Raw genomic sequence first — 13,975 nt, 5'->3', positions numbered from 1 at the left:
TGCACAATGTTGACGAATCCAATAGATGGACACGTCAAAACAGGATATAGCTATCCTATGAAAACTGGATTATGCCCGAGGTGGCTGTAAAAGGGAAAGTGAAATATCCTTGCCCAAACTATCGAAGTGGATAAAATTTTCTAGCGAAACGATAGGCTCGATGGGTTCAAAAATAGCCAAACGGAAATCGATGGTATGTGAATGACAGCATTGGCACTGGCAGAATGGGGAACACAGTTCACAGTCTTGTCCGTGTTCGCCATCGAAATCCATTACAGAAACGACCTGTGTGCCTTCATCAACACTGCTGGCATCGCTACAAGGCACGAAATTGAGTGCCAGAAAGTAGATGGATAATATAATCGCAAAAAATTTCACCTTGCAAAGGTAAAAGAATTATAGTGCAATTGGGTTGCAAAGAATGGCTTTGAGCGTAGTTTTTTAAAAGGAACGATTTTCAAGACAGTATTTTTCAAAAAAGCGCTAGACTTTCTTAAAGTAGTATCAAAGTATCAGACTTCATTAAGACAATCCAAAGATTAAAACATGCTTTTTTAAAGTGCCTATTTTCTAACTCCCCTAGTCTTAATTGTTGATAACTCTGCTTTCTTCCATTAAACCACCTATTTGCCCAAAATAAGAACAGTTCCATTTGGTATCAAATGAAACCAAATAAAACTAAGGGTTTATCAATACCATTATATTTGAACTATTTTAACATAAAAAACTGTATATCAATTATTTGTGAATAAAATCAATCGGTCAATCTTACTTTCCCTCCTCCTTATTTTTATCTTTATCCAAAGAATTCTTCAAAAGAAAACAAAAGCGCTTTTGTTCATTTCTAATCTTTAAAAAGAAATAAAATGGACAATTTTTTAATACTGGAACGGCTCGACCGTTTGGAAAGGCTATTGATCGCCAATAAAGAAGTGCTGACCTTCGATGAGACCTGTGACTATACCGGCATATCAAGAAGCTATCTGTACAAGCTTACCGCTGCGGGGCATATCCCGCACTCCAAGCCCAATGGAAAACTGATTTTCTTCGAAAGGAAAAAGATAGTGCGTTGGCTGCTGCAGAACCAACAGAAGCCTTTACCGGAAAGCAAAACGATCGGGGATTCGATTCCCTAGTCGAATTCCTCTTTAAATTATTTGTGGACTCACGATAATTTCATAGAAACCCTAAGATTTCAAAAATTTCAAAATATGAAAATAGTACCTTATATAAGGGTGGGCACGTCTTTCTATAAAATTGTAAAGTATCCTACCATTTCGGGACATTTCAACGAGCAGCTGGTTCCGTGGAACGAGCATATCATCAAGCAGGACCATGGCAAGGACTATCTGGGCAAGGTGCCCAAATATGACGGGTTCGCCTGTATTCCTTGCCATGTGAATTTTAAAAAGGAACACCATGGTTTCTACAATACCTATTCCCCTTTGACGCATGAACCGAAAGAGGGATGTATAATAAGGACACGGGGCTTTTTGAAGCATATCTTCGGAAATCAACTGGAGCTGGGACTGGACTATCTGAAACTCCTGTACCAAAGACCGGTGCAGGTGCTCCCCATCCTCTGTCTGGTATCCACCGAAAGAAACACCGGGAAAAGCACCTTTCTCAAATGGCTCAAGGAAATCTTTGGCAACAACCTGACCTATCTGACCAACGACAGCTTTGCAAGCCAGTTCAATGCGGACTGGGCCAACAAGTTGCTGATATGCGTCGACGAGGTACTGTTCAACAAGGAGGAACTCACCGAGCGAATCAAGTACCTGAGCACCACCAACCGGAACAAGCTTGAGGCCAAGGGCAAGGACAAACGGGAAGTGGAATTCTTCGGAAAATTTATTCTCTGCAGCAACAACGAGGACAGTTTTATCAAGATCGATGCCCATGAGACACGGTTCTGGGTGAGGAAGATCCCATCCCTTAAAAGGGAGGACACCGATTTCTTGGACCAACTGGCCCGGGAGGTGCCCGCTTTTTTGGATTTCCTTTCAAAAAGGGAATACAGTACCAAGCAAAGAACACGAATGTGGTTCACTCCAAAACAGGTGCATACACCAGCGCTGAAGAAACTGGTAAACAATAACCGGAACAGGGTGGAGAAGGAACTGGCCAGTCTACTGCTCAGTGCCATGGAAAAGTTCGAGATGGACTCCGTGGACCTTTGTCCCATCGATGCCCTGCACATGCTCAACCGCACAAGGGTCAAGACCGACCTGACCCAATTGAGGCGGTTGCTGAAAAATGATTGGAAACTGGACAACCAGCCCAATTCCAACAAGTACCAAAAGATCACCATCTGGAACAACGGTGAGATCAACACCGAGGACGCAAAAGGGAGGTACTTTACCATAAAAAAGAATTTTTTGGTCCAAAATTTTGATGATTTGATGACAGATTGATATAAGCCCAGTATTTATAAGGGTTTAGGCTGTCATCACTTTGTCATCATTCTGTCATCAAAATAAAAAATGATGACAGGTACTATGAAGAAAAAAAACAAAAACGATGAAACGATGACAAAATGATGACGGGGAAACTACCAGTATTTAAAGGGCCTCCCAGAGGTTTGTCATCAAATCATCAAAAATCGATTAAAAACAGAACCATGAAAGAAAAAAGAATGGACTGCGAAAAAGCCCGCAACATTGACATCGTTTCCACGCTGGCCAAGTTGGGGCACTTTCCAGTCCAGAAAACGGAAAAAGAAGCTTGGTTCCTCAGCCCGTTCCGGATCGAGACCCAAGCCTCTTTCAAGGTATCATTGAAACAGAACTATTGGATAGACTTCGGAACCTTTGAGGGGGGAAGTACCATAGACCTGGTCATGAAAATGGAGAACTGTTCCGTAAAGGAGGCATTGGAACGATTGTCCGGGAACATGGACCATTTTTCTTTTCACCGGCGGCCGAATCCAACCAAAGCGGAACATAGAGTCAACCCGATTGAAATCATCGAGGAAAAGGAAATCGAGCACAGGGCCCTGCAAAACTATCTAAGCTCCAGAAGTATCTCGATCAAAACCGCAAGAATACTTTGCAAGGAAATCCATTATCGAATAGGAGGACGGACATACTTTGGCATCGGACTCCAAAACAGGTCTGGAGGCTGGGAACTGCGGAACAGCTATTGGAAAGGCTCCACCTCGCCAAAGGATGTTTCGATGATGGGGAACAAATCAAAGAAATTGGCGATTACAGAAGGCATGTTCGATATGCTCACCCTAATTGAGCTGATGGCGGATATCGTAAACAGCCATGACCTTCTGGTATTGAACACAACTGCCTTTGTAAAACGGATGATAAAAGAAATAGAGGATTATGAAAATGTAAAACTGTTTCTTGATAGGGACAAAACGGGATTGGGGATGACGGAACTGTTACTGGAAAAGTGCCCGAACAGTAGGGATATATCCTTCCTCTATGAAGGTTTTAAAGATATAAACGAATGGAAGGTAAAAAGCGCGAAGGATGAAGTTCGGAAACGAATTCAAGATGTGTCATTGTCATGACAAATCTTGCTTTTGCTCCCGTAGGTCGCAAAAGATGATGTGAAAATGAAGAAAGAGTTCGTACAGTTCCGGTGCTCGGTCTACGAGAAGAAACTGCTGAGGATCAAGGCCCGGAAGAGCGGTCTTTCCATCAGTGAGTACTGCCGCCGTGCCGCATTCGATGATAGGATAGTTGAAAGGATGACGGACGAACAGATAGAGGCCTATAAGCTATTGGTCAAATACCAACGGAACTTCAAGCTGATCACCAACATGTTCCGCAAGCGTAACCCTAGATTGGCCGAGGAAACGGCCCAGTTGGCCAAAGAGATACGACAACACTTTTTAAATTTCAAGAAATGATAGGCATGGGCAAATCCATATCGCACACATCGGCCTCCATGAGCTACGGGATGAACCAGGAGAAGGGATCGGAGATTATCCACAGCCAATATCTGGCCGGGGAGACCCCGAGGGAGATCACCGAGGAGTTCAAGGTCATCCAAGAACAGAATGAACTCTGCCGGAAGAACACGCTCAGCTTTGTGCTGAGCCCCACCATCGAGGACGGCAGGAAACTGGAAAGCGAACGACTCAAGGAAATGACCGAACGGTTCCTCAAGGAAATGAACCTCAAGCAGCACCAGGCCATTGCCTTTGTCCATAGGGACAAAGAGCACGTGCACGTCCACCTGTATGCCAACCGGATAAACTTTCAGGGGAAGGCCTATAACGACAGCTTCATCGGCAAGCGGAGCCAACAAGTGGCGGAAAGGGTGGCCAAACAAATGGACCTGACCACGGTAAGGGAAGTTCAGCAGGAAAAACTGTACCGGATGCAATATGTCCGATCGGAAATACAGAAGATCCATGAAAAGGTCATGGCCAAGGAACGGCCAAGGGATTTTGACCAGTATATCAAATCGATGGAGCAGAACAATGTAAAAGTCATCCCGAGCATCAACAGGCAGAACCAGTTGCAGGGCTTCCGTTTTGAGCATAAGGGAACGAACCTAAAGGGAAGCGAGGTGCACCGGTCCATGTCCATGGGCAGGATCGCCCGTCAAATGAACTTTGAAAGGAACATGGCACAGCGGATTGCCAAGGACAAGAGCATGCAGCTTTTGGGGAGGACAGTGAATGTCCCAAAAAGTTTGACCCAGACCATCATAAAAAAGACCATCAAACTGGCCATCAAAGTGGTCAGGGACACTGGAATAGGAATCTAAACAAAACAATATGGCAAAACTGGACGAGATAGCGGAACTGTTGACTGAGGAGATCAACGGATTTGAAAAGAGTATCGGCCGATTGGAAAAGGTTCATGAGGATTTCAAAAACCTTCCATTAAGGCCAGATACCAGCGAATTAAATGCTCTTCTAAAAGAGTATGGCAACAAACAAAAAAACGACATTAAGGAACAACAAAGACTGATGGAAAGGATTCTTCATAAAGTAGAGCGGTCCGTTCTCTTGCCCAGTTGGGCCATAAAACTTACTTGGGGGTTGTTGGTCACGGTCCTTTTGGTCCTTGGTTTTTCAATCTACAAGGTGTCAAGGATATCCAAGAAAGAACAGGTTGCATATGTAGAAGGTCAAGATGATGCAATTGAACACTACAGGACATTCTTTGAAGAAAGCCCAGAGGCAAAGGAACTATATCAAAAATGGCTGGAGGATAATGGCCAAAAGTAGGACAGCGCCCTATCCTATTTTTGCTTTACGCTTATCTTCCCAAACACTGCAAAAATAGGCCAGGATCCATGCGCTGAAGTTGTGAGTAAGGATTTGGGACTAGGAAGGGTTAAGGTTACAGTTTAACCAATTTCTGATTATAATTGTCTAGTATATTATTCGGCAGGGACTTCAGATATATTTGAGTAGTTGATAGTCGATTATGGCCAAGCATGGAAGAAATAGCTTGTAAGGGAACGTCCTGCAGCATAGCTTGGGTTGCAAAACTATGACGAGATACATATGAGGTCAACCGCTGCTCTATCTTGCATTTTTTTGCAATTTCTTTAAGCCCTTTATTATATCTCTTCCGTGCCCATAAGACGTCTTTATATTGAAGTTCAAATGTGGCTCTTTTAATGATTGGAAATATAAATTCAGACCTCTCTTTATCCTTAAGATAAAACGAGAGGATTTCCTTTAACTGAGGCGTGATGTTAATATCATAAGGCTTTGACGTTTTTTTTCTTTGGAATTTAATTCGGTTGTCAATGATATTTTGAACCCTTAAAAAAGCCAAGTCCATAAAGGAAATACCATAAAGCATGTAAGAGGCAAGGAAGTAATTTCTATAGTGAAACAGACTATCCGTTTCTTCCAGTTTTAAAAGCATAATTGATTTGATGCTTTTAATGTCAAGCGCTCTTTTTTCTGTAGGAGTAGTTTTAATCTTATAATGTGTAAAAGGATAAGCATCTCTAGAAACAACATCAGACTTAATGGCCTTGTTAAAGACCGCTTTGATTGTTCTCATATACGTCGATAGACTGTTAACAGAATTACCTTTGGAAAAGTGCCAGTTCTCAAATCTTTTGAGAAAATCATAATTGATTTCGTTGAATTTGATATCATTTCCATCAGCGAATTTCTCCAATACCTTAATTACCGCGTAGTATGTGTTTGCATTACCATAACGTTCAGCTGCTTTTAACTCATCGACAATATCCTCGCTAAACTTAAAAAATGAATCCAATGATGCGGTTTTTACAATCTTCTTCTTCAGCTGCAAAATGGATAAAAAGTTAAGCTCGTCCTTTTCGTTCAGGTCATTAATTATGTCGACCGCTCTGGTCTTTTCTTTTAAGAGTTGATTATTGAGTTTACTAACTGATGAAGTTCCTTTGAATGCTCTTTTAACTTTCTCGTTTTTATTATCCCAAAATTCCTTTTTTATTGATTGCCCTAAGCTTATGGAAGTTGTTTTTCGAAAATGGGTTAACCGTAAAATAATAGGATAGGAGTCATCTTTTTTCTTCCTACGCGTATCTAAAGAAAGTTTTATATTGGTATTCATCCTAATCAAAGGTAAAAAAAATTTGCACGCAATTTGCACGCAAATGGGTGATTTTATTTGAAATTAAATGAATACGAAATTATTTAAAATACTGAAAAACAATTTATTATGTATTTATTTGTATTGGATTGATATGGTAATCCTCTTGCTGGCAGGCAAGAGGCCACCGGTTCGAATCCGGTATTCTCCACAAAGACCAAAGCACCTCACTGAGGTGCTTTTTTTGTCTTCCTATTCATTAATTTCTTCCCGCAGCTGTGCAAGAAGGTCGTTAACATATTTCATAAGATTATTGGATTGATGTAGTATCCGGTGCTGCAAGTACAACATGCCAATGAGATTTTCCTTAAACTCCGGGACAGCTTTCAGGTTATCGGTAAATTTCTGAAAATCACCGTCATGCAATTCCAGGACTTGAAATTCATCATTGGCATATAAGGTTCGTTGCTCTGCGGTCAAAACTTTGTTCACGCTTTTTTCCATTTCCACACGGGTGTCAAGCAGAGACAGGTTCCAACTTTCCCTCGTCTTGTCCCTATTATAGTATTGCATCAAGCGTTCTTTTAACTTTTTGTTTTTCAATATTTTAATGCTTCCAGTGGAACGCAGGTCTTCTATGGTGTTTTTTAGAATATCCACAAATTGCATGAAACCGGCTTGGGAAACTGAATGAACCAAGGCCAACGAATCCTTGTAGTAGTGATTTACGGGCCACTCCACCGAGTCTATTGCTGTTTTTGAAATGTCGTAGTCACTGTTGATAAAGCGAAGGACATTGTTGAGCTGCTTGATATTTCTGTGGGCATTTTTCTTTTTAAAATTGATTTCAAGGGAGTCTTGGACAAGGTCTTGATAAAGACTTTCGTAATAACTATGCTCCAGTTTGTCCAGTTTACGGCTCTCATTCCAATTGTTTACTTGTAGGGCGATTAAAATACCAATCACTACAAGAATTATTTCGCCTATGGCATACATAATGTATTTGGTGAATTTATTTTCTCGGAGTAGACGTTGTCGTAATTGTCGGAAGAATTTTAGCATTGGTCAGTGATTGGTCGTAACGAAGCACAACGAGTTATGGAAATTCCCCGAATATCCCAGTTGGGCTGTCATAAATGTAGCAATTTTTATAGGACACAACGGTGGTATCACTTTTCCATCTTCTCCTCCAAAAATTTACCATCCTTTTAGGATGGTTTTTTTGTTTTTGGTCATTTCCTTTTTGAACTTTAGGGGATAAAACAAATCAACATGAACTTAGAAGGAAAAGTAGCATACATCACGGGAGGAACAAAAGGAATTGGATATGGCATTGCCGAGAGTCTTTTGAGCAAAGGCATGAAAGTAGCCATAAGCGGCAGAAGTCAAAACAGTGTGGATGAAGCAGTAAAGGGTTTGAAGGATAATGAAAATGTGCTGGGATTGGTTTCCGATGTGGCCAAATTAAAGGATGAAGAGCATGCAGTAGAAGCAATTCTAAATAAATGGGGACAGCTTGATGTGGTCATGGCCAATGCCGGAGTTGGAAATTTTGTGCCCGTTGATGAAATGAGCGAAGAAACCTGGCACCAAATGATAGACACCAATTTAAATGGAGTGTTCCACACTTTAAAGGCCTCAGTGGAAGCCTTGAAAAAATCTGAGGGTTACTATATGACCTTGGCCAGTTTGGCCGGCACCAATTTTTTTGCAGGAGGTGCGGCATACAACGCTACCAAATTCGGGGTGGTTGGATTCACGCAGGCCGCTATGCTGGATTTGAGGAAGTACAATATAAAGACAACGACTATTATGCCAGGTTCTGTGGCGAGCCATTTTAATGACCACGAACCTTCGGAAAAAGACGCATGGAAAATTCAGCCCGAAGACATTGGTCAAATGGTGGTGGATTTATTAATGATGCACCCAAGAACATTGCCCAGCAAGATAGAGGTTCGGCCTACGCGACCTGATTTGAAATAATCAGACTGGTTTTTCAATAAGGGGCAAAGCAGGGTTGCAGATTTCCAAGATGAGTTGCTTTAGGTAGTCCTCAAAGGTGGATAGTACTTCATCATCAATTAGGGTGTTGTTCTTATCTTGGGAGAATGAAAATAATCCCTGCCCTAAATTTTTAAAGGAATAAATTCCAGCCGTCAATGGGTTGGTGTTGTACTTTTTGGAATATAGCAGGGCATAGCACAATAGTTGGAATGCCTTGCTTTTGTCATAATCTGTGATGAGTGCTTCCCAATCGGTGAGCTTTACATTTTTGGGCTCCACCTTTCCTGTTTTGTAATCTATGATTCGTGTAATGCCATCAACTTCATCCACACGATCCAGGGTTCCTTTGAGCTTCACTGGGAAATCCAGCTCAGGGATGTTCAACTGCACTTCATATTTCTCTTCCAACGCCAACAATTTTACCGTATGATTTTGGAGTTCTTTGATTTCAATGTCCAGAAAATTCTTCAAATACTTCACAATAACATTATAAACCAAAAGAAACTTCCCTTTGGAAATGTCAACTCCCGACAGATTCTTTTGAAAATGTCCCCGTACGATTGCTGCTATTTTTGATTTTAGGCCCAAAACACTTTCTTTGGAAAGTACAGTTCCAAGAAGCGGTGTATAAAGTTCCTCCAAGCTATCATGAACAATGGTACCGAAGGTGTTCGCGGCTATATTTTCCTCAACCTCATCCAAATCATTGATTTTAAGGATATTTCTGGTATAGAAGTCAATGGGGTTTCTAACGTAGTTGGTGAGTGAGGTAGGCGAGAAACCATTGTTGGCGAAGGCAATAATATCATCCATCAAAGTGGGCCCCTTACTTATTTCCAAAAGAGGGGAAGGACTAATATTGGCCTGCGGAGCGGCAATCGTATGGCTTATGTAACCGGCAATATTTTCATCCGTGAGTAATTGGGAGATTAGCCTACTTTTTTCACCACCCTCCAAAACATCCGGTTCCGTGTTATAGATGATGTACACATTTTTGGCGCGTTGTATCAGTCTATAAAAATGATAGATGTAAATGGCATCCTTTTCTTTATAAGTGGGTAGGCCATAGTCTCGTTTCACATCAAAAGGGATAAAGGAATTGTTCAATTTTCCAGAGGGTAGAATGCCTTCATTGACCGATGTAATGATGACCGTTTCAAAATCCAAGTTCCTGCTTTCCAACATTCCCATAATTTGAAGTCCTGTGAGCGGTTCCCCTATAAAATCCAAACTTTCCATACTGGCCAATTGCCTGAATAGATTTTTGATGGACTTCAGTTCACTGATGAAATCCACATTGGCCAAATATTGTTTGAATTGGTTGAACAAGGTGTAAAAGCGATATACCTGTTCCAGTTCCAAAGCATTTTTCTCTTGTTGATAGATGATTTTGAAACGTTCAATGAGTTGGAGGCAGTTGCCAATCCAATTCGAAACTGAAATGCGGTCTTCCGGAAAAATAAGTTGAAGGGCACCAGTTGATTCAGAATATTGCTCCAAGCTAGTATTGGTTACATAAATTAAATTTTGCTCTTTGATGTCCTTTGATAAAATCGGGACAAAATCAATAGTACTTGAGCTTGAAAGCGTAAGTGTGTACGGATTTGATATCAATTCCAGTACATATTTGTAAAACCAACCTCGTTCCGAAAAGTTGGAGTTGAGCTCCAAGAGCGACATAAAAAAGGAGTATAGAACCGTTTTGTCCAAGGGTAGTCCCATGGTGATGTTCACCGCATTAATGGACGGAGGCACCGCTTGAAGCATTGGGGTTAGCAATGATTCATCTGCCATTACCACTGCTGTCTTGGAAAAATCAATGGTTGAATTTGAATTCAATTCCTTTAAAAGTTGTCCAACATATTTGGTTTGGGATATGCTTTTGGGAATGCCGGTGATGGATATCTTCTTTGGGGTTAAAAAGTTATTCTGAGGATCCAAGGATTTGTTGTTCCTATAGTAGGGCCAGTTCCGCTGATAGTTTCTGATAAAAAGCCCTGCATCGTGGATAGGATCATCCAGAAAGTACGAATCAATATCCCAATACGCCTGTCCGAAGCCCTGCTCCAAAAAATGTTGAATGATTTTTGATTCGGCGGTTGTTAACGCGTTGAACCCAACAAAAATGATGGGCTTCTCTGAACTTTTCTTTGTGTATTCCTCCAAATTTGAAACAGCAACCTTGGACATTAGCCCCTGGTACCCTCTCTTTTGCTCCCTTAAAATGGAACTGAATGCATTATAGATTGTCTCCAGTTTATTCCAAAGCTGAAGATAATTCTGGACCATTTCGGTTTTCTCCTTGTTAACGGACCAGTGGTTGATTTCTTTGATGGCGGAGAGGTAATTAAGCAGGTCATGTGCCGGAATCAAATAACCATCCATTTCATTGAAATCCTGCAATAGTGTTTGTCCCCATTTCAAAAAAGAAGGAAAATCATCGGGCTCCTCTATACTAGCTTTTTTATAGACTTCATACAGGATCAACAGTAAATCAAGATTGGAATCTTGTTCCATTCCAGAGATATCTGCAATAAAGTCTTGAATGGATTGTACTTCTGGACTGAAGATATTCTTTGTAAGCTTGTTTGCCAGATGTTTTTTCAGAAAAGTTCCGGAACGCTTACTGGGCAGAACAAAGGTACACTCGGAGAAATCCGTGCCTTTATTTTGAAGGTCACTCAGTACATGTTCCAGAAAGTTTTGATGCATGCACTAAAAATAAAAAAGGCCCCGCAGTTGCGGAGCCTTTTTAAGGAAAACTTTATGTTTTCTATTATTTTACCAAGTTGATTTCAACTCGTCTGTTTTGTGCTCTACCAGCTCTTGTGTTGTTAGTGGCGATTGGCTTAGCCTCACCATAACCAATAGCTGTCAATCTATCAGCAGCGATACCTTTGTCTACTAGGAAGTTTCTAACAGAGTTAGCTCTTTCCTCAGATAGTTTTTGGTTCAATGACTCGCTACCTACGCTGTCAGTGTGACCTTCAACAGTAAACTTAGCGTTAGGATACTCGTTCAAGATTTGGATGATATCAACCATTACTGAAGTAGACTCAGCTTTGATAGAAGATTTACCAGTATCGAACAAGATAGTTCTAGCGTAGTCGTTCAATTGTTTTTGAACTTCTTCAGTTACTTCAGGACAACCGTTGTTAGCAACAGTACCGGCAACATCTGGACATTGATCATCTTTGTCAAGAACACCGTCACCGTCAGTATCAGGCCATGGGCATCCGTTGTTGGCAGCAGGACCAGCTTCGTTAGGACAATCATCATCTTTGTCAGCAACACCGTCACCGTCAGCATCAGGACAACCAGCTAGAGCAGGAAGACCAGGAGTGCTAGGACAAGCGTCATCTTTATCGGCAACACCGTCACCGTCAGAATCAGGACATCCGTTCATTTCTTTTGGACCAGCTTCGTTAGGACAAGCATCTTTAGAATCTTCGATACCGTCACCGTCGGAATCAGGACAACCGTTGAAAGCTTCCAAACCAGCAACTTCTGGACAAGCATCGTCTTTGTCATAGATACCATCACCGTCAGTGTCAGTACCACCAAATTTGATGCTAAGACCAGCTAGGTGTTGGAAATGCTTAACCAAGTAGTCCTCGAAAGCGTGCTTGTACTGAGTTTGCAATGTAAGACCGATGTTCTCAGAGAACCAGATATTGATACCAATACCTCCGTTAACTGTACCGGCTCCAATTTCATCAACCCAAGTATAACCACCACCAATCTCAGCAAATGGGTCGATTGTTGTGTTTTTTAGGAAGTTGTACTTAATGGTACCGTCAACAGCATAGTGAGAAAGGTCGTCTACAGACATATCACCAATTTTCTCAATTCTGTTCAAGGAACCACGTGCACCGATAGAGAATCCGTCACCAATATATTTGGAAACGCCCACATAAGAAACGGAAGGCAAAATATTCCAGTGGTCAGATACATTAAAGTACTCATCGAAAAGAGTAGTACTTGAAAATGGATTATTCTCGTCATTGGTTGGATATGCATCAATTGCATTCACCCCAAAACTAATCTGCCATGGATTATTCTCGTCTTGCGCTTGTATGCTGTTGATCCCTACAAATACAAGGGCAACAACCAATAATTTGCTAAGATGTTTCATGCTCAAAATTTTAAGTTTAAGTGTTTATCAGCAGCAAATGTAAGTTGTTAAGACTTATTAACAAAATCAAACATTCTTTTTTTTTGACTCATTTGCCTTAAGAATTGCTGCATTTCAACGATTTTAGACGATTTTCAACGACTTTCCTACCTTAATAAATGCATTTATTGCATGATCTAGATGTTCTTTCTCGTGAGCAGCAGATAGTTGGACACGAATCCGCGCTTTCCCTTTCGGGACGACAGGATAGAAGAATCCGATGACGTAAATTCCTTCCTCGAGCAACATATCGGCCATTTTTTGCGAGAGTTTGGCGTCATACAACATCACGGGAACAATGGCGGAATCTCCATCAATAATGTCGAATCCAGCTGCTTTCATCCCTTTTTTGAAGTATTCGGTGTTGTTTTGAAGTTTATCCCGTAGGGATGTGTCCTTATCCAGCATCTCAAAAACCTTTATGGATGCCCCAACAATGGCCGGCGCCAAGGAATTTGAAAAAAGATATGGACGAGACCGCTGTCTGAGGATTTCAATAATTTCCTTTTTTCCAGTAGTGTAACCTCCCATGGCACCACCTAGGGCTTTACCCAAGGTTCCGGTAATGATATCGATACGGTCCATGACCCCTTTTTCTTCCAAGGTGCCGCGACCTGTTTCTCCAATAAAGCCTGCGGCATGACATTCATCAATCATCACCATGGCATCATATTGATCTGCCAAATCGCAAATTTTATCCAAAGGTGCCACAAGACCATCCATTGAAAACACCCCGTCGGTAACAATAATTTTGAATCGGGCACCGTCCTTTATGCTCTGTTTCAACTGCTCTTCCAAGTCGGCCATATTGCTATTTTCATAGCGATATCGCTTTGCTTTGCAGAGACGGACCCCATCAATAATGGAGGCGTGATTGAGGGAATCGGAGATGATGGCATCCTCTGCGGTGAGCAGTGGTTCAAAGACCCCGCCGTTGGCATCAAAAGCAGCTGCATATAATATGGTGTCCTCGGTGCCATAAAAATGGGCGATTTTCCGTTCCAATTCTTTATGAATATCCTGTGTTCCACAAATGAAGCGTACCGAAGACATTCCAAAGCCATGGGTGTCCATGGCATCTTTTGCGGCCTGGATCACATCTGGGTGGGAGGAAAGGCCTAAATAGTTGTTCGCACAGAAGTTGATGACCTCCTCACCTGTATCTATTTTTATGACCGCTCCCTGCGGAGAGGTAATGATGCGTTCTTTCTTAAAAAGGCCTGCTTCCTTGATTTCCTCCAGTTCTTGGGCCAAGTGTTCTTTTATTTTTCCGTACATAGTTTTT

Annotated in this window: 13 protein-coding genes; 7 read left to right on the top strand and 6 right to left on the bottom strand. The window is 41.6% G+C overall.

The window, feature by feature from the left end; translation table 11 throughout:
* Nucleotides 1–69: 69 nt before the first annotated feature.
* Nucleotides 70–327 (bottom strand): DUF6660 family protein, encoded by a 258-nt coding sequence (locus tag ACFSJE_RS09750; RefSeq protein WP_313777864.1) that lies wholly within the window; start codon nt 325–327, stop codon nt 70–72.
* A 539-nt stretch (nt 328–866) separates the two neighbouring features.
* On the opposite strand from ACFSJE_RS09750, the gene ACFSJE_RS09745 reads away from it, so the two are divergent.
* The 6 genes from ACFSJE_RS09745 to ACFSJE_RS09720 all read left to right on the top strand — a co-directional run bounded on the left by ACFSJE_RS09745 (nt 867) and on the right by ACFSJE_RS09720 (nt 5,200).
* On the top strand, nt 867–1,136 hold the full coding sequence (locus tag ACFSJE_RS09745; protein ID WP_090292211.1) for a helix-turn-helix domain-containing protein: 270 nt from the start codon (nt 867–869) through the stop codon (nt 1,134–1,136).
* A gap of 75 nt (nt 1,137–1,211) precedes the next feature.
* On the top strand, nt 1,212–2,417 hold the full coding sequence (locus ACFSJE_RS09740) for a primase-helicase family protein (RefSeq protein WP_116216546.1): 1,206 nt from the start codon (nt 1,212–1,214) through the stop codon (nt 2,415–2,417).
* Between the two features lie 206 nt (nt 2,418–2,623).
* Nucleotides 2,624–3,526 (top strand): toprim domain-containing protein, encoded by a 903-nt coding sequence (locus ACFSJE_RS09735; RefSeq protein ID WP_379830795.1) that lies wholly within the window; start codon nt 2,624–2,626, stop codon nt 3,524–3,526.
* A 45-nt stretch (nt 3,527–3,571) separates the two neighbouring features.
* Nucleotides 3,572–3,868 (top strand): mobilization protein MbpA, encoded by a 297-nt coding sequence (gene mbpA, locus ACFSJE_RS09730; RefSeq protein ID WP_116216544.1) that lies wholly within the window; start codon nt 3,572–3,574, stop codon nt 3,866–3,868.
* A gap of 5 nt (nt 3,869–3,873) precedes the next feature.
* The gene (locus ACFSJE_RS09725; protein WP_235856357.1) at nt 3,874–4,734 is read left to right on the top strand and encodes a relaxase/mobilization nuclease domain-containing protein; all 861 of its coding nucleotides are present in this window, start codon (nt 3,874–3,876) and stop codon (nt 4,732–4,734) included.
* Between the two features lie 10 nt (nt 4,735–4,744).
* Complete coding sequence (locus ACFSJE_RS09720; RefSeq protein ID WP_116216542.1) at nt 4,745–5,200, top strand: DUF6730 family protein; 456 nt, start codon at nt 4,745–4,747, stop codon at nt 5,198–5,200.
* A 115-nt stretch (nt 5,201–5,315) separates the two neighbouring features.
* On the opposite strand, the gene ACFSJE_RS09715 is transcribed toward ACFSJE_RS09720, so the two are convergent.
* The gene (locus tag ACFSJE_RS09715; RefSeq protein ID WP_090292201.1) at nt 5,316–6,533 is read right to left on the bottom strand and encodes a site-specific integrase; all 1,218 of its coding nucleotides are present in this window, start codon (nt 6,531–6,533) and stop codon (nt 5,316–5,318) included.
* Nucleotides 6,534–6,764: 231 nt separating this feature from the next.
* A complete protein-coding gene (locus tag ACFSJE_RS09710; protein WP_379830794.1) occupies nt 6,765–7,574 on the bottom strand; it encodes a DUF6090 family protein in 810 nt (269 codons plus the stop codon).
* 210 nt (nt 7,575–7,784) lie between these two features.
* Here ACFSJE_RS09710 and ACFSJE_RS09705 point away from each other — a divergent pair, with 210 nt between their 5' ends.
* Entirely contained in the window at nt 7,785–8,495 is a 711-nt protein-coding gene (locus ACFSJE_RS09705) for an SDR family oxidoreductase (protein WP_379830793.1), read from the top strand.
* Here the strand turns inward: ACFSJE_RS09705 and ACFSJE_RS09700 are convergent, their stop codons facing one another.
* From ACFSJE_RS09700 to kbl, 3 genes are all read right to left on the bottom strand, one after another.
* Entirely contained in the window at nt 8,496–11,228 is a 2,733-nt protein-coding gene (locus tag ACFSJE_RS09700) for a PD-(D/E)XK nuclease family protein (RefSeq protein ID WP_379830792.1), read from the bottom strand.
* Nucleotides 11,229–11,292: 64 nt separating this feature from the next.
* Nucleotides 11,293–12,651: an OmpA family protein gene (locus ACFSJE_RS09695; RefSeq protein ID WP_379830791.1), complete on the bottom strand. Its 1,359-nt coding sequence runs from the start codon at nt 12,649–12,651 to the stop codon at nt 11,293–11,295.
* Nucleotides 12,652–12,774: 123 nt separating this feature from the next.
* Entirely contained in the window at nt 12,775–13,968 is a 1,194-nt protein-coding gene (gene kbl, locus ACFSJE_RS09690; RefSeq protein WP_379830790.1) for a glycine C-acetyltransferase, read from the bottom strand.
* Nucleotides 13,969–13,975 lie beyond the last annotated feature (7 nt).

This window comes from Flagellimonas iocasae, from assembly GCF_042682725.1.
Classification (GTDB): domain Bacteria; phylum Bacteroidota; class Bacteroidia; order Flavobacteriales; family Flavobacteriaceae; genus Flagellimonas; species Flagellimonas iocasae.
The sequence above is the reverse complement of the archived record's forward strand: the minus strand, read 5'-3'. Positions and strand labels throughout refer to the sequence as shown.